We start from the raw sequence: 17,731 nt of genomic DNA, 5'->3' as shown, positions 1-17,731 counted from the left end.
GTGAGGGCTATTTTTGCTCTCGTAGCAATTGAGCGGCGCGAACGGCAAAGTAAGTCAGGATGCCATCAGCGCCGGCACGTTTAAAAGCGGTCAGGGATTCAAGAATGACCCCTTCACTCAACCAACCATTCTGGATCGCCGCCATGTGCATGGCGTATTCACCGCTGACCTGATAGACAAAGGTCGGCACCTTGAATTCAGTCTTGACCCGGTAAAGGATGTCCAGGTACGCCATGCCCGGCTTGACCATGACCATGTCGGCGCCTTCGGCAAGGTCGGCCGCCACTTCATGCAGGGCTTCGTTGCCGTTGGCCGGATCCATCTGGTACGAGGCCTTGTTCGCCTTGCCCAGATTAGACGCCGAGCCGACCGCATCGCGGAACGGACCATAGTAGGCACTGGCGTACTTCGCCGAGTAGGCCATGATTCGCACATTGACGTGACCGGCCAGCTCCAGGGCTTCGCGAATCGCCTGGACGCGACCATCCATCATGTCCGACGGGGCCACCACCTGGGCACCCGCCTCGGCGTGGGACAGCGCCTGGCGCACCAGGGCGTCGACGGTAATATCGTTCTGGACGTAGCCTTGCTCGTCGAGAATACCGTCCTGGCCATGGGTGGTGAATGGGTCCAGGGCTACGTCGGTGATCACCCCCAGTTCCGGGAAGCACTCACGCAGCGCACGAGTGGCACGCTGGGCAATGCCTTGCCGATTCCAGGCCTCGCTGGCATCCAGCGACTTGAGTTCGGTCGGCGTCACCGGGAACAGCGCCAGCGCCACAATCCCCAGTTCGACCCACTTCGCTGCTTCTTCGAGCAGCAGGTCGATGGTCAGGCGCTCGACCCCCGGCATCGATGCCACTGCCTCGCGACGGTTCTCGCCATCGAGCACGAATACCGGCAGGATCAGGTCATCGACTGTCAGAACATTCTCGCGCACCAGGCGCCGGGAAAAGTCGTCACGACGATTGCGGCGCAGGCGGGTGGCAGGGAACAAGCGATTGGCGGGGGTAAAGCTCACGGCAGACTCCTGAGCCCGCACGGGCGGGCGAGCATGGCAGTTATAAGCGCCCATTATGACGAATGAATGACAGTTGTGCTTAGTCCTGCGACCGGGCGCCGCAGCCGCCGCTTTTGTAGGAAATGTTAACGTTGAGACACATTTGGACACTTTCCTCTGTGTCGTCGAAGGGGTAGGCTGCGCGTTCATTTCGCCAGCATCCAGACAATGCTCCAACAATTTCTGCAGGATTTCGGCTACTTCGCCCTGTTTCTCGGTACGTTTTTCGAAGGCGAGACCATTCTGGTACTCGCAGGCTTCCTGGCGTTTCGCGGATACATGGATATCAACCTGGTGGTTATCGTAGCGTTCTTCGGCAGCTATGCCGGCGATCAGCTGTGGTACTTCCTGGGGCGCAAGCATGGCCGCAAATTGCTGGCGCGCAAGCCACGCTGGCAGATGATGGGCGACCGGGCCCTGGAGCATATCCGCCGCCATCCGGACATCTGGGTATTGAGCTTCCGCTTCGTCTACGGCCTGCGCACGGTGATGCCGGTGGCGATCGGCCTGTCGGGCTATCCGCCGGGACGCTACCTGCTGCTCAACGGTATCGGCGCGGCGATCTGGGCTGCGGCCCTGGCTGCTGCCGCCTATCACTTCGGGGCAATCCTCGAAGGCCTGCTGGGCAGCGTGAAGAAATACGAACTGTGGGTCCTCGGCGGCCTGCTACTGGTCGGCCTGCTCCTCTGGAGCTGGCGCCGCTTCAAGAGCGCCCGCCTGGCGCGCAAGACCGAGGCCGAGCAGTCCCTGGCCGGCCCTACGAACCCGCCAGCCGAATGATCCGCCCCCTGCTGCAATAGAGCCCGATCGCGCTCAGCAGGCTGTAACCGAGCAGGCCGATCCAGCCCAACGGGCTGGCCGGCCACAGCCCGACCAGCGGAGCCAGCCAGACCAGCGGTACATTCGACAGTAACCGCACCACTTCCAGCTTCAACGCCCACGGCCGGTTCTCCAACCCCACCCCGAGCACGAACAATCCCAGCAGCATCGCTCCCCAGCCCAGCACCAGCGCCGCCTGCGGCAATTTTTCGGCGAAGTTCATCAGGTAGCTACCCAACGCCACGTACACCGCGAACTGCAGACCGATATAGACCTGCTGGCGCAACTGCAGCGGCACGTCGAACTTGCGAAACCGCGCCAGATCATGCTTCGCCATCGGGTACTTCGCCGCGACATCTGCCGGACGCCAGCCGGTCGGCATGAACCAGATACGCAACTTGTCCCGGTAGCTCCCCGTATGCCGGGCATCGGCCGCCAACTGGACATAGAACTGCAGGTTGGCCCAGAGCGGGTTCCAACTGGCCAGCGGCGTCGTCACCCCGAACACTGGCGGCTCGGCGTCATCCTCCTGCTGGAAGGTGCCGAACAGACGGTCCCAGAGAATGAACACACCGCCATAGTTACGATCCATATAAAGAGGGTTCTGTGCATGATGCGCCCGGTGGTTGGATGGCGTGACAAAGAATCCTTCATACCAGCCGAGCTTGGGAATGTGTCGGGTATGCACCCAGAACTGATAGAGCAGGTTCAACGCTGCCACGGTGATGAACACCGCCAGCGGTACGCCGAGCACCGCCAACGGCAGATAGAAGATCCAGCTCAGCAGGAAGCCGGTACTGGTCTGGCGCAAGGCCGTGGAGAGGTTGTACTCCTCGCTCTGGTGATGCACCGAGTGCGCGGCCCAGAGGATGTTGCGCTCATGCCCCAGGCGATGCAGCCAGTAGTAGCAGAAGTCGTAGACCACGAAAGCCATGAGCCAGACCCACGGGCTGTCGGCCGGCAACTCGAACAGTGCCAGGTGATCAAGGGCGATGGCGTAGGTCACCAACCCCACGCCCTTGGTCAGCAGGCCAGTGGTGGTCGAGAGTACGCCAGTGCTGAGACTGTTGATCGCATCGGCCACGCGATAGTGGCGGGTACCACGCCGATAGTCGGTCAGCAGCTCGACAATGATCAAGACGACGAAAAATGGAATCGCATAGGGAATGAGGTCCATGGCGCTACCCAAGAGAAACGATTGGACCAAGATTAGGTGGAGTCCGCGTAAATGCCGCTGACAATGAATGCCAGATTGCTAGACATTTAACGCCAGACATCGGGAGATCCGACATGAGCAGGAAAATCGCTGTAATCCTATCCGGCTGTGGCGTGTACGACGGCGCGGAGATCCACGAGAGCGTCCTCACGCTGTTGCGCCTGGACCAGCGCGGTGCCCAGGTGCAGTGCTTCGCGCCGAACATCCCGCAGTTGCAGGTGATCAACCACCTGACTGGCGAGGAAATGCCCGAGTCGCGCAATGTGCTGGTGGAGTCGGCCCGCATCGCCCGAGGCCAGGTCCGGGACCTGCGCGAAGCCGATGTACGGGAGTTCGACGGGCTGATCGTGCCCGGCGGTTTCGGCGCGGCGAAAAACCTCTCCAACTTTGCCTCTGAAGGCGCCAATTGCAGCGTACAGGCCGACGTCCTGGCACTGGCCGAAGCTTTCGCCGAGTCCGGCAAACCGGTAGGGCTGATGTGCATCACACCGGCGCTGGCGGCGAAGATCTATGGTCCAGGCGTGACCTGCACCATCGGCAACGATGCCGACACCGCCACGGCGCTGACCACGATGGGCGCCACCCACCACGAGTGCGCAGTGGATGAAATCATCGAGGACCCGGCCCGCAAGCTGGTGACGACCCCTGCCTACATGCTCGCCCAATCGATTGGCGAAACAGCGGCGGGAATCAACAAGCTGGTGGACCGGGTGCTGGAATTGGCCCAGGAAGGTTAAGTCGCGCGAGCAAGCCGGGTCAGGATCCGATCCAGCGAATTGGCGAACGCCTGCTTCTCACGTTCGCCATACGGTGCCTGGCCTCCACCGACCTGCCCCTGCTCACGCAGGTCGGTGAACAGGTTGCGTACCGCCAGCCGCTCGCCCATGTTCTGCTCGTCGAAGGGCTTGCCCCGTGGATCGAGTGCGGCCACACCCTTTTTCACCAGCCGGTCGGCCAGCGGCACATCGCTGCAGATCACCAACTCCCCCGGCACCGCGTGCTCCACCAGATAGTCATCGGCGGCATCCGGCCCACTGGGCACCACGATCAGCCGGACGCAGGCGAAAGGCGGTCGGGGTTGCGGCTGCCCCGCCACCAGCAGCACCTCGAACTGACGCTTGAGGGCGAACTTCACCACCAGGTCGCGGGCGATCCGCGGGCAGGCATCGGCGTCGATCCACACGCGCATGCTCAGGACGCCTGCAACCGGCGTTTCTCTGCCAGCCGGCTACGACCGTAGAGCACGATGATCGCCAGCAAGGCGACCACCTGAGCACCCAGCGAGTAGGCGTCGGCATGAATTCCCAGCCAGTCGAAATCGAAGAACGCCACAGGCCGCGTACCGAAGATCCCAGCCTCCTGCAGTGCCTTGACACCATGTCCGGCGAACACCACCGACAATGCACACAGCAACCCGGCATTGATCCCGAAGAACAGCGCCAGCGGCAGTTTCGCCGAACCACGCAGGATCACCCAGGCCAGCCCGATCAACAGCACCAGCGCCGTCGCACCACCGGCCAGCACCGCGTTGTGCCCGGCAGGACCGGCTTGCAGCCAGAGGGTTTCGTAAAACAGGATCACTTCGAACAGCTCGCGATAGACCGAGAAGAACGCCAGTACCGCGAAACCGAAACGGCCACCGCCGCTGACCAGGCTGCTCTTGATGTAATCCTGCCAGGCTGCGGCATGCCGACGGTCGTGCATCCACACCCCCAGCCAGAGCACCATCACGCTGGCGAACAAGGCCGTGCAACCTTCGAGCAATTCACGCTGGGAACCGCTGACATCGATCACATAGGCCGCCAGCGCCCAGGTTCCAGCGCCGGCCAGCAGGGCCAGGCCCCAGCCGATATTGACGCTGCGCACCGCCGATTGCTGGCCGGTGTTGCGCAGGAACGCGAGAATCGCCGCCAACACCAGGATCGCTTCCAGGCCTTCGCGCAGCAGAATCAGCAAGCCCGAGATAAAGCTCAGCGACTGGCTCAGGCCATCGTTGCCCAGCAACCCGGCGGACGCCTTGAGCTTGTCCTTGGCAAACGCCAGGCGCTGTTCGACCTGCTCCACCGACAGGCCGTCCTGCAGGGACTGCCGATAGGCCATCAGCGACTTCTCGGTGTCCTTGCGCACGTTGGCATCGACGTTGTCCAGAGAGCTTTCGACCAGTTCGAAGCCTTCCAGGTAGGCCGCTACGGACAGGTCGTAGGCCTGCTCGCGGTCGCCGGCGCGGTAAGCGGCCAGACTCTTGTCCAGGGTCGTCGCGGTGTAGTCGAGCAACTGCGACGGGCCACGCTTGACCTGCGGAGGCTGCGCACGCTGGGCGCGGAACAGCGCTGCAGCCTCGTCCCCTTCGGCGGCCTGAATCTCGCCGGGGGTCTGACGCGCCAGGTCGGCGATGTTATAGGCCTTGTCGGTCTTCGCCACCGGCGCGGCGCTGAAACTGGCGATGTAGGTGGCCAGATCCCAGCGCTGGCGTTCGTCGAGCTGGTCGGCGAACGACGGCATATCCGTCCCCTCCACGCCCAGGGTCAAGGTGTTGTAGATGCCATAGAGACTCAGGCGATCCAGTCGCGCGACGTCACGCAGGTTGGCCGGCGGCGGCGTCATGCCACTGCCTGCCGGGCCATCGCCAGCGCCGTTCTCACCGTGGCAGACCGAACACTGCTGGGCATAGAGCGGCGCGCCACGGGCCGGGTCCGGAGTGATCGCCGGGGCCTGGCTGACCTCGTAGGCCACAGCCAGTCTAGCGCCCAACTGCCGAGCCTGGCGTGCCACCTGCGACCCGTCCTGACGGCCGCTGATGGCCTGGCGCAGAGCGGCCACGCCCTGCTCCAGCGCCGCCCGCTCGGCACGGGCCGGCAACGCGACAATCAGCTTTTGCAGCGCCGTGAGAAATTCCAGTTGCTCATGGTATTCGGTTTCGTCGATGACCTTGCCATCCGCCACCGTGGCCGGATAGTCGGCGCCGATGTAATCGATCAGGTGCAGGGCCTGGGGGGCACCTTCCACCGTGTTCGCCAGCAGGTTGGAGCTGCATAGGGCGAGTATCGGCAGCATCAGCCAAACCAGGAAACGCGTGGGAACAATCATTGAAACAACCTAAATGGAAATGCGAAGTAACATATTGTTCCTTCTCGCCGCGCCTCACTCAAGGGCTACGCGGTACAGCGGGACAAATAGCCGCGTGCAACGCTTGCAAGGAAGACACTAAAAACCATGGTTTGGCGCCTGCTCACCCCCCTGCTGCTCTGCTACCTGTTGAGCAGTTGCGCGATCTACCGCGACTACAACTACGAAATGCAACTGACCAACGAGCAGTTGAGCGCCGGCAATGCCGACCAGGCCCTGTCCCTGCTCGAACGCCACAACCCCTGGGACGACAAGGACCTGCTGTACTACCTGGAGAAGGGCGAGCTGCTGCGGGCCAAGGGCGACCTGACCGCCAGCGAGACAGCCTGGCGGGCGGCGGACCGCGCGGTGGTGGTGCGCGAAGACTCGACGGACATCGACTACCTGAAAATCCTCGCCACCCTGGGCAGCCTGGCGATCAATGACAAGGTGCGTCGCTACGATGGTTACGACTACGAAAAGGTCATGCTGACCACCCAGATGGCCCTCAACCGCCTGGCGCTGAATGACTTCGAGGGTGCCCGCGTCGATATCCGCAAGACTCACGAACGCGAGACGCAGATTGCCGAGCAGCGCGACCAAGAGTACCTGCGCCTGGAGACCGAGGCCCGCCAGCAAGGCATCGATCTGCGCTACAAGAACCTGCAGGGCTACCCCGTGCAGATCCTCGATGCGCCACAGGTGCTGGCCCTGAAGAACGGCTACCAGAGTGCCTTCAGCCATTACCTCTCTGGATTTGTCTACGAGGCACTGGGCGAACGCGACCTGGCGGCGCCCGGTTATCGCCAGGCCATAGAGCTGCGGCCGAACATCGGGTTTCTCCAGCAGGCCCTGGCGAACCTCGGCAAACCCCCTCGGGCGCAGGACGGCAGCGATGTGCTGATCATCGTCCAGACCGGGCTGGCACCGGCCCGCAGCTCGATACGCCTACCCATTCAAGTACCCATGAATGACGGCCAGACCATCACCTCCTTCGTGTCCTTTCCCATTCTGGTGCCGGACAACTCAACGCCCCAGCCAGACTCCGCCAGCATCGACGGTCATAAGCAGCCACTGAACCTGCTCAACAGTATCACCGACATGTCCCTGCGTACCCTGCGGGATGATATGCCAGGCATCATTCAACGCACCCGCCTACGTGCCAACGCCCACGCGCTGGTCCAGGCCCAGTACAACCAGAAACATCCGAAAGAAGCCAAGCAAATCGCCGAAGCCCCCTTCGAACAAGCCGACACGCGGACCTGGCGTACCCTGCCGGACAATACCTTCGTCGTCCGCCTGCGACTCAAGCCGGGGCTGCATCAGGTGCGCCTGCCCCAGGCCGAAGCGATCACTTTCAACATCGACCAACCGTTCCAGGTAATCGGCCTGCGGCTCATCGGCAAGCGGGTATTCGTCAGCGGCTATGCAACTCAATCGGCCGGAGCGAAACCCTGATGTTTCTTGCGCAGGGGTAGGACAACCCTGCATCGGCCCACGCCAGATGAGCAAACACCCACCAATCCCCCGATTTTTCCGGCTGAAACGGATGCCGACGCCTACACCATCTTCGTCCCTCGACACGCCGACACCACAACACACGGCCCTTTAACGTGATCGGGTATCACAACCGCGCAAGGCTCAATAAGCCATCACTTCTGGAGCAAAAAGCCATTACATAGCCAGCAATCACTGCCTATAATGCCGCGCCGCGTTATGGGCAAAAGTAATAAAAGCTCCTCTTTTAATGAGGAATTGTCAGGATAGAGTTCGCCTGCCAATGGGTTCATCCAGCCAGGCCCGCCCTCCGGCTTTTTTCACCATCAGGGAAGATGTCGCTCATGACACCCAGCACCCGCCTTTTGATCGCCCTTGGGGCCGTGACCCTATTGTCCGGTTGCTCGGTGTTCCGCAACTACGACAGCGAACTTGCGCAAACCAACCAGCAACTGGCCTCCGGCAACGTCGATGGCGCGCTGGCGCTGCTGGAGAAGAACAACACCGGAGAAGATCGCGATCTGCTGTTTTTCTTCGAGAAAGGCGAGCTGCTGCGGGCCAAGGGCGATATCGCCGGTAGCCAGAAGGCCTGGGGCAGCGCCGACCAGGTCGTCGGCCAGTGGGAAGATGCGGTCAAGCTCGACTACGCCAAGTATGCCGCCCAGTTCGGCAGCTTCCTGGTCAACGACAAGGTCCGCCGCTACGAAGGCTACGACTACGAAAAGGTCATGCTGACCACCCAGATGGCGCTGAACTTCCTCGCCACGAATGACTTCGAAAGCGCCCGTACCGCGATCAAGAAGACCCACGAGCGCGAAGCGGTCATCGCCGAACTGCGTGACAAGCAATACCTCAAGCGCGAAGAGGAAGCCGACAAGGAAGGCATCAAGACCCAGTACAAGGACCTCAAGGGCTACCCGGTGGCCAGCCTGGACGCACCCGATGTGGTCAGCCTGAAGAACAGCTACCAGAGCGCCTTCAGTCACTACCTGGCCGGCTACGTCTATGAAGCCCTCGGCGAGAAGGATCTGGCTGCGCCAGGCTATCGCCAGGCGGCCGAACTGCGTCCCAACACCCCGTTGCTCGAACAGGCCCTGGTCAATCTCGACAAGCCGGCGGCCAAGGACGATGACAGTGACATCCTGATCGTCGTGCAGAGCGGCCTGGCTCCAGCCCGCGACTCGATCCGCATCCCACTGCCGCTGCTGATCTCCAATAACGTGGTCATCACTCCGCTGTCGTTCCCGATCATCAAGGCCGACACCTCGACCCCGGGCTTCAGCCAGATCGGCGTCGACGGCCAGCAGGTCAACCTGACGGCCCTCAACAGCACGACCGCCATGTCCAGCCGCGCGCTGCGCGACGACATGCCGGGCATCATCCTGCGCAGCAGCGTGCGGGCGATCAGCCGTGGCATCGCCCAGAAGAACCTGAACAAGGTCAATCCGATGGCGGGCCTGGCCGTGGGCCTCACCTCCGCCGTGCTCGAAGGCGCCGACACCCGCACCTGGCGTACCCTGCCGGACACCACCCAGGTGGTGCGCCTGCGTCTGAAGAAAGGCGAACACCAGGTGTCGCTGCCCAGCGCCGTCGGCGGCTCGCTGGTCAAGGTCACGATCGATCAGCGCTACCAGGTCATCAGCCTGCGTGCCATCGGCAACCAGGTATTCACCAGCGGCCTGGCGGCGCAACGGGTCCCGAGCGTCAATCCGACCGCCGTGGCCACTATCAAACAACCTTGAGAACGGAGTCTTTTTCCATGCGTTTCAAACTGACTGCTGTCGTTGCGCTGGCCCTGCTGGCCGGCTGTGCGACGCCTGCGCCACCACCGGCGCCGGGCAGCGCCGCGAGCAAGATCGTCGCCATGGGCGAAATGGAAGACATCCAGGTGGGTGCCATCCGCGTTGCCCGGGAAAACGGCTTCCTGACGGTCAAGGTGCAGTTGAGCAACACCCGCACCAAGAACAAGATGATGTACTACCGCTTTGCCTGGCTGGGTAACGACGGCTTCCCGGTCGCCGATGAAGAAACCTGGAAGACCCTGAGCCTGTATGGCGCCCAGAGCACCTTCCTGCCCGCCATCGCTCCGACGCCCAAGGCCACCGACTTCCGCCTGGAAGTCAAGACGCCCTGATGCAACGCCACTCCTTGCGCCCCCTTGAAGAGAACCTCTCCATGTTTGCACGTTTTTCGTTCATCGCCGTCGTTGCCCTGCTGGCCAGTGGTTGTGCCCAGAACACCTCGCCAGTCCTCGGCGGCAAGAACATCAGCTACGGCGATACCAAGGCCGTCGAGCTGGTCACCAACGAGTTCGGCTCCACCGACCTGCAGATGATTGCCGAGTCCATGACCCGTTCCCTGGCTCAATCCGGTGTGCTGCAAGGCCGTCCGGTGGTCCAGGTGTATGACGTGAAGAACAAGACCAGCGAATACATCGATACCCGTGAGATCACCACTTCGATCAAGACCCAACTGATGAAGTCCGGCACTGCCCGCTTCGCCAGCGACAACACCGAGATGCAAAGCCAGGTCGACCAACTGAAGCTGCAGAACCAGAGCGGTCTGTACAAGAAGAGCACTGTCAGCAAGACCGGCAACATGATCGCCGCCAAGTACCGCCTGGAAGGCTCGATCAGCTCGATCGTCAAGCGCAGCAGCGACTACAAGGACGTGTTCTACAAGTTCAGCCTGCAACTGATCGACGTCGAAAGCGGCCTGGCCGAATGGATGGACGAGAAAGAGATCCGCAAAACCACGGAGCGTTAACAATGCGAGCATGGATTGGCATTATCGGTCTGGCCTGGGCCTTTGGCGTGCAGGCCGCACCGAAGGTCGCAGTGGCCGACCTGGCGTATCAGGCACAAGTGGAGCAGTACATCCGCAGCGTCTCGGCACGCAGCAACTACCAGCAGAGCTATTACGGTGCTTCCGGTTCGGCGAGCTACGACGAGTATGAAAGCCGCAGCAGCTATATCGAGCAGGGCGAACTGCGCAAGTTCACCGGCGATATCAAGGGCGAGATCCTGCGTAGCGGCATGTTCCAGTTGGTCCAGGGTACGCCCTATACGTCCAACTCCAAGGGTGACGTCTACGACGTCATCAAGCGGATCAAGGGCGGCAGCTTCAAGGGCGCCGACTACGTGCTGTTCGGCACGGTGTCGGATATCGACTTCACCCAGGACATCAATGAACTGGCCAACACCAACAGCTACTCGGCGGTGCTGGGCCTGACACTGGTGGGTGATTTCAGCCTGATCAACACCCGGACCTACGAGATCACCTCGGCGTTCACCGCCATGGGTGAAGGCCAGGACACCAAGCTGGTCAACAGCCGGGACATCCGGGTGTCGTTGAACCGTCCGCGGGTGGTACGCGATGTGTCGAAGGCCCTGGGCGAGGACGTCGCACGGCAGTTGAGCATGCAGTTGGGCGGACCGGACCTGTATCCGGATACACGCCCACCGCTGCAACGCAACAACCTGCCGCCGGATCAGCCGGCCAGGATTCTGCAGTAATTACGCGTGGCACAAAAAAGGCGACTTCGAGTCGCCTTTTTCTTTGCACCCTTGCGCCTCAGGCCGTGGCCTTGTGCAAGGTTGCGAGGAAACCCGCCGCGCCCACGAACAGCCCGGCAAAGGTCCGGTTCATCCGGCGCTGCTGGCGAGGTGTGCGCAGCAAACGCAGGACCTTGGCCGCCAGGCCGGTGTAGCCGGCCATGACAATCATGTCGACACCGATCATGGTGACCCCGAGAATCAGGTACTGATGCACCAACGGCGCATGCGGATCGATGAATTGCGGCAGCACCGCGAGCATGAACACCAGGGCCTTGGGGTTGCTCACATTGACCAGGAAGCCCCGCAACATCAGGGTCATGGGCTTGCCGACCGGACGAATCGCCGCCTCTTCGGTCATGTCACTGGGCAGCGCACGCCATTGCTTGACCGCCAGATACACCAGGTAAATCACACCGAACCATTTGATGGCGTAGAAGGCCGTGGAGGATGCCGCGAGAATCGCGCCAACGCCGGCAGCGATCACCGCGATCTGCGCCGCCAACCCCAATTGCAGACCAAGGGCGTTCCAGTAGCCGCGCAGGAAACCGTATTGCAAGCCACTGGACATCGAGGCAATGGCACCAGCCCCAGGAGACAGGCTGATCACCCAGCATGCAGCGAAAAAGGCCAGCCATGTCTCAAGCAGCATCACGCACCTCGGATCAAGAGTTGTCACAAACCTCTAAGCTAATCCGAAGGCGTGGACTTGACCACCGTTTTCTTGGCCTGCCGATAACGGCGGCGGGACGTGTCCGTCAGGACAACGCCTCCAGTTCCGCCTGCATACCTTCCAGCAGTTCCAGGGCTGCCATCCAGGCCTCCTCCAGCTCGGATTCGCGCCCTTTCAGCTTGGCCTGCTCGGCCAGCAGATCACGCAGCTCGTCCTTGCGGGCGGCTTCGTAGATCGCGCTGTCGCCCAGGCTCGTCTCGATCTTCGCCAGACGCTCATGCAGCTTGCCCAACTCGGCTTCAAGCTTGTCGGCTTCGCGCTTGTGGGGCGCCAACTGCTGACGCAATGCAGCTGCGGCCTGACGCTGGGCCTTCTTGTCGGTCTTGTCGGGATTGACCGGCGTGCTGCTGACCGGCGCATTGCGCTGACGATATTCCACCAGCCAGCGGGCGTAGTCATCCAGGTCACCATCGAACTCCTCGACCTTGCCGTCGGCGACCAGGAAGAAGTTATCGGTGGTGCTCTTGAGCAGATGACGATCGTGGGAAACCACCAGCACCGCCCCGCTGAACTCCTGCAAGGCCATGGTCAGCGCCAGGCGCATTTCCAGGTCGAGGTGGTTGGTCGGTTCATCGAGCAACAGCAGGTTCGGGCGTTCCCAGGCGATCAGGGCCAGGGCCAGCCGGGCCTTTTCCCCGCCGGAGAAATTCAGCACCGGTTCGTCGAGGCGCGCGCCACGGAAATCGAAGCCACCAAGGAAGTCGCGCAGAGTCTGTTCACGCTCGGTCGGCGCCAGGCGCTGCAGATGCAGCAACGGGCTGGCCTTGGCATCCAGCGAATCGAGCTGGTGCTGGGCGAAATAGCCGACCACGGTGTTTTCACCCCGGGTCAGGCGACCCGACAGGGGCGACAGATCGCCGGCGAGGTTCTTGATCAGCGTCGATTTGCCCGCGCCGTTGGGGCCGAGCAGACCGATGCGGGCACCCGGGGTCAGTTGCAACTTGACCTTCTCCAGGACGGTTTTCTCGCCATAACCCAGGCGCGCATCGGAGAGGTCCAGCAGTGGGCTGGAGATCTTGTGCGACTCGCGGAAGGTAAAGTCGAATGGCGAATCGACATGGGCCGCCGACAACTCTTCCATCCGCTCCAGGGCCTTGATCCGGCTCTGGGCCTGACGGGCCTTGGTGGCCTGGGCCTTGAAGCGGGCGATGTAGCTTTCCATGTGCGCACGTTGCGCCTGCTGCTTCTCGTAGGCCTGTTGCTGCTGGGCCAGACGCTCGGCACGGGCGCGCTCGAAAGCACTGTAGCCGCCACGATAGAGCACCAGCTTGCGCTGGTCGACATGGGCGACGTGATCGACCACTTCGTCGAGAAAATCGCGGTCGTGGGAGATCAGCAGCAAGGTGCCCGGGTAGCTCTTGAGCCAGTCTTCGAGCCAGATAATCGCATCGAGATCGAGGTGGTTGGTCGGCTCGTCGAGCAACAGCAGATCCGACGGGCACATCAGTGCCTGCGCCAGGTTCAGGCGCATCCGCCAGCCACCGGAGAAGTCCCCGACCTGACGATCCATCTGCTCGTTGGTGAACCCCAGCCCGGCCAGCAGCTTGCGGGCACGGGCATCGGCGGTATAGCCGTCGGCGCTGTCGAGTTCCGAGTGCAGACGTGCCAGGGCCGCGCCATCGTGGGCGGCTTCGGCGACCGCCAGGTCGCGTTGCACCTGGCGCAGACGCACGTCGCCATCGAGCACATAGTCGACCGCCAGGCGTTCGAGGGTATCGACCTCCTGGCGCATGTGGGCGATACGCCAATCGACCGGCAGGAAGCAGTCACCCGAGTCCGGGTGCAGCTCGCCCCGCAACAGGGCGAACAGGCTGGATTTGCCGGCACCGTTGGCACCGATCAGGCCGGCTTTCTGGCCGGCGTGCAGGGTCAGCTCGGCGTCTTCTAGCAGACGTTGCGGGCCACGCTGTAAAGTCAGGTTCTGAAGTCGAATCATAATGGCGGCGGAGTCTACCAGCTTCCCTCGCAACTGGCGCGGATCTCACCATGCATGCTGACCTGTGGACATTTTCCCTGGATATTTACGCCAACCCTGACGTGGAGGCAGCCTGTCTGGCGCTGCAAGGGCATGGGGCAAATGTCTGCCTGTTGCTCGGTGCGGCCTGGCTCGGAGCCCGCGGCGTCCGGTATGAACCTGAGCGACTGGCAAACCTGCAGCGGGTCGCGCACCCCTGGCACGAGCAGGTGGTGCAGCCCCTGCGACGACTGCGTGAGCAATGGCGAACCATGGCCTTGCAGGACAGCGAACTGAAGGGATTACGCGATCGAGTCAAGGCGCTCGAACTGGAAGCCGAGCAGCAATTGCTGTTGCGTCTGGAGGGAGTGAGTCGGGATTGGCCACAGGGTGTTGCCGACGATCTGGCCGTGTGGCTGGAAGGTGCGGCCAGCGAGGCGGCGCACCTGAGCCACGACGCGCTGCACAAGCTGCGCGTCATGGTGAGCCAGGCTTAGGAAGCGCTGGTCGGGGTGCTGCTGGCGGCCGGAGTGGTCGCTGGAGTGGCTGGGGCTGGAGCAGCCGCGGCTGGAGCCGATGCTGGTGCTGCAGCAGTGGCCGGCTTGGCCGCAACAGGTTTGGCAGCAGCGGGCTTGGTGGCAGGCTTCGCAACAGCTGGCTTCGCAACAGCTGGCTTGGCGGCAGCGGGTTTGGCAGCGGCTGGTTTTGCAGTTGGCTTGGCGGCAGCAGTTTTAGCAGCGGCTGGTTTTGCAGCGGGCTTGGCGGCAGCAGTTTTAGCAGCGGCTGGTTTTGCAGCGGGCTTGGCGGCAGCAGTTTTAGCAGCGGCTGGTTTCGCGGCTGGCTTGGCAGCAGCAGCTTTAGCAGCAGCCGGTTTCACGGCTGGCTTGGCAGCAGCAGTTTTAGCAGCGGCCGGTTTCGCGGCTGGCTTGGCAGCGGCAGTTTTAGTAGCGGCTGGTTTCGCGGCTGGCTTGGCAGCAGCAGTTTTAGCAGCAGCCGGTTTCGCGGCTGGCTTGGCAGCGGCAGTTTTAGCAGCGGCTGGTTTCGCGGCTGGTTTGGCAGCAGCAGTTTTAGCAGTGGCCGGTTTTGCAGCTGGCTTGGCAGCAGCAGCTTTGGCAGCTGGTTTTGCAGCAGGTTTGGCGGCGACCTTGGCAGGTGCGGCAGGCTTGGCCTCGCGGGTCGACAGCGCCTTGGACACGGCCTCTTTGACACGACCGACGCCCTGAGCCAACTTCAGGCTTTCCTGTGCATCGCGCTTGAGTTGCAGGATGTAGGCACGGGTCTCGGACTGGCTGGTTTTCAACTTGTCGAGCAGCTCTTCCAGTTCGCCAACAGCGGCCTTGGCCTTGGCTTGTGCCTTGGCTTTACCGGCAGTGGCAGCGTCCTGCAATTTGGTGCGGGACTTGTGCAATTTTTCCTGGGCCTTGCCGCGTTGTTTTTCCAATTTGGCGAGCAATTTTTCAGCATCAGCCAAGGCTTGGGAACAAGCGTTTTCCAAATGCTCGAGCAGGCTGCCCGACAGTTGTTGGAGTAAGTGCAACGGAGTATTTACAGGCTTCTTGGTGGCCGACATGGTTTACCTCCTGGCTGAAGTGATTGCGGCTCATACTAGACCTTCTGTGACTACCGCCGCTAGGGCATGTTGACAGTATTGAAGAGCCGGCGTTGCATACGGCAAAAAATGTTGTCCGGGATCATTCGCACAAACCCACAACCCATGTGCCGCACTGGCATAATCCGTCGGGTCTCAGTCGGAGAGTCCCCATGTCGCGTTACCTACTGCTGTCGCTGTGTCTTGTCCTGCCGCTCGCCCATGGCGCGCCGGAAGAAAAAACCGACGACGCCCATGACCTCGCCTACAGCCTCGGCGCCAGCCTCGGCCAACGCTTGCGTCAGGAGGTCCCGGACCTGCAACTCAAGGCCCTGGTCGACGGTTTGCAACAGGCCTACCAGGGCAAGCCACTGGCGCTGACGAGTGAACGGATCGAACAGATTCTCGCAGCTCACGAAGCACAGAACACCGAGGACTCGGCCAAGCCGCAAAGCGAGATCGCCCTCGAGGCCGAGCAGAAATTCCTCGCCGAGGAAAAAGCCAAACCGGGCGTGCGCGAGTTGGCCGATGGCATCCTGGTTACCGAAGTGACACCGGGCACCGGCGCAAAGGTCGCCGCCAATGGTCGGGTGCAAGTACGCTACGTGGGGCACCTGCCCAATGGCACGATCTTCGACCAGAACAGCCAGCCGCAGTGGTTTCGCCTGGACAGCGTGATCAATGGCTGGCGCATCGCACTGCCGCAGATGCCGGTCGGCGCCAAATGGCGGCTGGTCCTGCCATCATCCCAGGCTTATGGATCGGACGGCGCAGGCGACCTGATTGCCCCCTACACCCCCCTGGTATTCGACATCGAGCTGCTCGGCATCGCCAACTGACCTGCCGCCAAAAAGAAAAACGGCGCGCCATGCACACCGTTTTCAGGGCCCCACCACCGCAATTCAAGCCTGGGCGACAGCCTCTTCCTTGTGTGCGTTGTGCAGCACTTCGATCAGGCAATCCTCAAGCTCGAAGCGCTCATGCAACAGACCGCCCAGTTCCTTGAACTTCTCTGCCACGCACTTGCCGGCGTCGCACAGATCGTTGAAGGCCAGCAGCTTTTCGGTAATCACGTCGATACGTGGGTAGATCGTGTCGGCCAGCTTCAGCCCGCGTTGGTCGCCAAAGGCCTTGGCTTCGCTGGTGAGCTGTTCATAGATTTCGAAGTGTCCCGCCGACACGTAGTCCACCAGAACCCCACAGAACTCCTGCAACGGCTGGCGACTGTCCGCCAGGGCACCGGGCTCGGCCCCCAGCGCATCGTAAGCCCGCACGAGTTCATGACGATTCTGCAACCAGCGGTCAATCAGCAGGTGCACCCCGCCCCAGCGTTCCTGAGCATTCTTACAACTTTCGAGCATGGTGATTTCTTCCCTTCTGGGTCATGCCGCCCGACACCTCGTACCCGCCGAGGATCCTGACTTGGCCAAACAAGGCAACCTGGTTTGGACTGAATGTATGCGGGCCAGATTATGCCCGCCCGACACCTGCTTCAAGGTACGCAGCCGATAAAGTTCATACAAGCGTTTAAAGCACGGGGGCGACTATCGGTCGCTTCCGGCGCCCCACCTGGCTCCGACCACCGAGGCCGCTATCTGGTAGATCGCCATGAGACTCATGCCGACAAAGGCCAGCAGGCTCCATTCCGGAATGCTCAAGTCGAACAGCGTCCAATGAATCTGGGCACACTCGGCGGTTGCGCGGAACATCAATTGCAACGCCTTGAAGAAAGAGACCTGCTGCATCAGGCAATGCAGCCCGGGCTGACAGATCATCAGTTGCTCCAGCGGTACCTGCTGCAACAGCACCTGACGGGCCGCCGTCGCAGCGCCCGCCAGGGCGAACAACAGCCCCAACACGCCATACACTCGGCGACCGAGCCTGCCGGGCCCATGCAACGCCCCCAGCAGGCTGACCAGACAGAAGCCGGCGAGGAACAACCGCTGCACCACGCACAACGAACAAGGTTCCAATCCAACCCCATGCTCCAGGTACAACGAGGCCCCCATGACCAGGGCCGCTGCCAGGAAAGCCAGGGAGAACAGAGAACGTGAGCGGGCCAAGAACATGGCTTTTCCGTAACAGGAGAGACAGGCAGTTACGGTAGAGGAAAGGCTGCGGCCCTTTCAAGGCGAGCCAGAGCAGATAATTCCTCAAGCCTGTAAGGAATTACCGATAGACGTCCTATGAAACCATTACCTGGAA

The 17,731-nt window shown here is 62.0% G+C and carries 18 protein-coding genes; 9 read left to right on the top strand and 9 right to left on the bottom strand.

The window, feature by feature from the left end; all coding sequences use genetic code 11:
• Positions 1-7: 7 nt before the first annotated feature.
• Complete coding sequence (hemB, locus tag BLU37_RS08600; protein ID WP_019360272.1) at positions 8-1,021, bottom strand: porphobilinogen synthase; 1,014 nt, start codon at positions 1,019-1,021, stop codon at positions 8-10.
• A 207-nt stretch (positions 1,022-1,228) separates the two neighbouring features.
• On the opposite strand from hemB, the gene BLU37_RS08595 reads away from it, so the two are divergent.
• Positions 1,229-1,840 carry a DedA family protein gene (locus BLU37_RS08595; protein WP_010443860.1) on the top strand — a complete coding sequence of 204 codons (612 nt, stop codon included), beginning with the start codon at positions 1,229-1,231 and terminating at the stop codon, positions 1,838-1,840.
• Here BLU37_RS08595 and BLU37_RS08590 read toward each other — a convergent pair.
• Positions 1,818-3,056 carry a sterol desaturase family protein gene (locus BLU37_RS08590; RefSeq protein WP_090204036.1) on the bottom strand — a complete coding sequence of 413 codons (1,239 nt, stop codon included), beginning with the start codon at positions 3,054-3,056 and terminating at the stop codon, positions 1,818-1,820. The genes BLU37_RS08595 and BLU37_RS08590 overlap by 23 nt on opposite strands.
• A 113-nt stretch (positions 3,057-3,169) precedes the next feature.
• Between BLU37_RS08590 and elbB the strand changes: the two genes are divergently transcribed.
• Positions 3,170-3,832: an isoprenoid biosynthesis glyoxalase ElbB gene (elbB, locus tag BLU37_RS08585; RefSeq protein WP_090204033.1), complete on the top strand. Its 663-nt coding sequence runs from the start codon at positions 3,170-3,172 to the stop codon at positions 3,830-3,832.
• On the opposite strand, the gene BLU37_RS08580 is transcribed toward elbB, so the two are convergent.
• Entirely contained in the window at positions 3,829-4,284 is a 456-nt protein-coding gene (locus tag BLU37_RS08580) for a YaiI/YqxD family protein (RefSeq protein WP_010443863.1), read from the bottom strand. The two genes, elbB and BLU37_RS08580, sit on opposite strands and share 4 nt — an antisense overlap.
• 2 nt (positions 4,285-4,286) lie before the next feature.
• Positions 4,287-6,182, bottom strand: a complete 1,896-nt coding sequence (locus BLU37_RS08575; protein WP_090204031.1) for an FTR1 family protein — start codon at positions 6,180-6,182, stop codon at positions 4,287-4,289.
• A gap of 126 nt (positions 6,183-6,308) precedes the next feature.
• Here BLU37_RS08575 and BLU37_RS08570 point away from each other — a divergent pair, with 126 nt between their 5' ends.
• From BLU37_RS08570 to BLU37_RS08550, 5 genes are all read left to right on the top strand, one after another.
• Complete coding sequence (locus tag BLU37_RS08570; RefSeq protein WP_090204028.1) at positions 6,309-7,658, top strand: COG3014 family protein; 1,350 nt, start codon at positions 6,309-6,311, stop codon at positions 7,656-7,658.
• A 383-nt stretch (positions 7,659-8,041) separates the two neighbouring features.
• Complete coding sequence (locus BLU37_RS08565; RefSeq protein WP_408003660.1) at positions 8,042-9,439, top strand: COG3014 family protein; 1,398 nt, start codon at positions 8,042-8,044, stop codon at positions 9,437-9,439.
• A gap of 17 nt (positions 9,440-9,456) precedes the next feature.
• Positions 9,457-9,831, top strand: a complete 375-nt coding sequence (locus BLU37_RS08560; protein WP_010443869.1) for a YcfL family protein — start codon at positions 9,457-9,459, stop codon at positions 9,829-9,831.
• 41 nt (positions 9,832-9,872) lie between these two features.
• Positions 9,873-10,463, top strand: a complete 591-nt coding sequence (gene lpoB / locus BLU37_RS08555; RefSeq protein ID WP_010443871.1) for a penicillin-binding protein activator LpoB — start codon at positions 9,873-9,875, stop codon at positions 10,461-10,463.
• 2 nt (positions 10,464-10,465) lie between these two features.
• Complete coding sequence (locus BLU37_RS08550; protein ID WP_090204020.1) at positions 10,466-11,212, top strand: penicillin-binding protein activator LpoB; 747 nt, start codon at positions 10,466-10,468, stop codon at positions 11,210-11,212.
• A 58-nt stretch (positions 11,213-11,270) separates the two neighbouring features.
• Here the strand turns inward: BLU37_RS08550 and BLU37_RS08545 are convergent, their stop codons facing one another.
• Positions 11,271-11,903: a LysE family transporter gene (locus tag BLU37_RS08545; RefSeq protein ID WP_010443874.1), complete on the bottom strand. Its 633-nt coding sequence runs from the start codon at positions 11,901-11,903 to the stop codon at positions 11,271-11,273.
• Between the two features lie 106 nt (positions 11,904-12,009).
• Positions 12,010-13,920: an ATP-binding cassette domain-containing protein gene (locus BLU37_RS08540; protein ID WP_010443876.1), complete on the bottom strand. Its 1,911-nt coding sequence runs from the start codon at positions 13,918-13,920 to the stop codon at positions 12,010-12,012.
• A 50-nt stretch (positions 13,921-13,970) separates the two neighbouring features.
• Between BLU37_RS08540 and BLU37_RS08535 the strand changes: the two genes are divergently transcribed.
• The gene (locus tag BLU37_RS08535) at positions 13,971-14,435 is read left to right on the top strand and encodes a TIGR02444 family protein (protein ID WP_090204016.1); all 465 of its coding nucleotides are present in this window, start codon (positions 13,971-13,973) and stop codon (positions 14,433-14,435) included.
• Here the strand turns inward: BLU37_RS08535 and BLU37_RS08530 are convergent.
• Positions 14,432-15,508: an AlgP family protein gene (locus BLU37_RS08530; RefSeq protein WP_090204013.1), complete on the bottom strand. Its 1,077-nt coding sequence runs from the start codon at positions 15,506-15,508 to the stop codon at positions 14,432-14,434. The genes BLU37_RS08535 and BLU37_RS08530 overlap by 4 nt on opposite strands.
• A gap of 191 nt (positions 15,509-15,699) precedes the next feature.
• On the opposite strand from BLU37_RS08530, the gene BLU37_RS08525 reads away from it, so the two are divergent.
• Positions 15,700-16,365, top strand: coding sequence for an FKBP-type peptidyl-prolyl cis-trans isomerase (locus tag BLU37_RS08525; RefSeq protein ID WP_010445605.1), 666 nt, complete (start codon positions 15,700-15,702; stop codon positions 16,363-16,365).
• 63 nt (positions 16,366-16,428) lie between these two features.
• Here the strand turns inward: BLU37_RS08525 and BLU37_RS08520 are convergent, their stop codons facing one another.
• On the bottom strand, positions 16,429-16,887 hold the full coding sequence (locus BLU37_RS08520; protein ID WP_010445607.1) for an Rsd/AlgQ family anti-sigma factor: 459 nt from the start codon (positions 16,885-16,887) through the stop codon (positions 16,429-16,431).
• A gap of 183 nt (positions 16,888-17,070) precedes the next feature.
• A complete protein-coding gene (locus tag BLU37_RS08515; protein ID WP_090204011.1) occupies positions 17,071-17,595 on the bottom strand; it encodes a disulfide bond formation protein B in 525 nt (174 codons plus the stop codon).
• Between the last annotated feature and the right edge of the window lie 136 nt (positions 17,596-17,731).

This window comes from Pseudomonas asplenii (assembly GCF_900105475.1).
Taxonomy (GTDB): domain Bacteria; phylum Pseudomonadota; class Gammaproteobacteria; order Pseudomonadales; family Pseudomonadaceae; genus Aquipseudomonas; species Aquipseudomonas asplenii.
Note: the sequence above shows the minus strand (reverse complement) of the source record. Positions and strands in the feature narration are given on the sequence as shown.

Coding starts and splice junctions, on each gene's coding strand:
- BLU37_RS08570 (WP_090204028.1), top strand. CDS start 6,309: ATGGTTTGGCGCCTGCTCACCCCCCTGCTGCTCTGCTACCTGTTGAGC.
- BLU37_RS08560 (WP_010443869.1), top strand. CDS start 9,457: ATGCGTTTCAAACTGACTGCTGTCGTTGCGCTGGCCCTGCTGGCCGGC.
- BLU37_RS08575 (WP_090204031.1), bottom strand. CDS start 6,182: ATGATTGTTCCCACGCGTTTCCTGGTTTGGCTGATGCTGCCGATACTC.
- BLU37_RS08515 (WP_090204011.1), bottom strand. CDS start 17,595: ATGTTCTTGGCCCGCTCACGTTCTCTGTTCTCCCTGGCTTTCCTGGCA.
- BLU37_RS08545 (WP_010443874.1), bottom strand. CDS start 11,903: ATGCTGCTTGAGACATGGCTGGCCTTTTTCGCTGCATGCTGGGTGATC.
- BLU37_RS08590 (WP_090204036.1), bottom strand. CDS start 3,056: ATGGACCTCATTCCCTATGCGATTCCATTTTTCGTCGTCTTGATCATT.
- elbB (WP_090204033.1), top strand. CDS start 3,170: ATGAGCAGGAAAATCGCTGTAATCCTATCCGGCTGTGGCGTGTACGAC.
- BLU37_RS08540 (WP_010443876.1), bottom strand. CDS start 13,920: ATGATTCGACTTCAGAACCTGACTTTACAGCGTGGCCCGCAACGTCTG.
- BLU37_RS08525 (WP_010445605.1), top strand. CDS start 15,700: ATGTCGCGTTACCTACTGCTGTCGCTGTGTCTTGTCCTGCCGCTCGCC.
- BLU37_RS08565 (WP_408003660.1), top strand. CDS start 8,042: ATGACACCCAGCACCCGCCTTTTGATCGCCCTTGGGGCCGTGACCCTA.
- BLU37_RS08530 (WP_090204013.1), bottom strand. CDS start 15,508: ATGTCGGCCACCAAGAAGCCTGTAAATACTCCGTTGCACTTACTCCAA.
- lpoB (WP_010443871.1), top strand. CDS start 9,873: ATGTTTGCACGTTTTTCGTTCATCGCCGTCGTTGCCCTGCTGGCCAGT.
- BLU37_RS08595 (WP_010443860.1), top strand. CDS start 1,229: ATGCTCCAACAATTTCTGCAGGATTTCGGCTACTTCGCCCTGTTTCTC.
- BLU37_RS08520 (WP_010445607.1), bottom strand. CDS start 16,887: ATGCTCGAAAGTTGTAAGAATGCTCAGGAACGCTGGGGCGGGGTGCAC.
- BLU37_RS08580 (WP_010443863.1), bottom strand. CDS start 4,284: ATGCGCGTGTGGATCGACGCCGATGCCTGCCCGCGGATCGCCCGCGAC.
- BLU37_RS08535 (WP_090204016.1), top strand. CDS start 13,971: ATGCATGCTGACCTGTGGACATTTTCCCTGGATATTTACGCCAACCCT.
- BLU37_RS08550 (WP_090204020.1), top strand. CDS start 10,466: ATGCGAGCATGGATTGGCATTATCGGTCTGGCCTGGGCCTTTGGCGTG.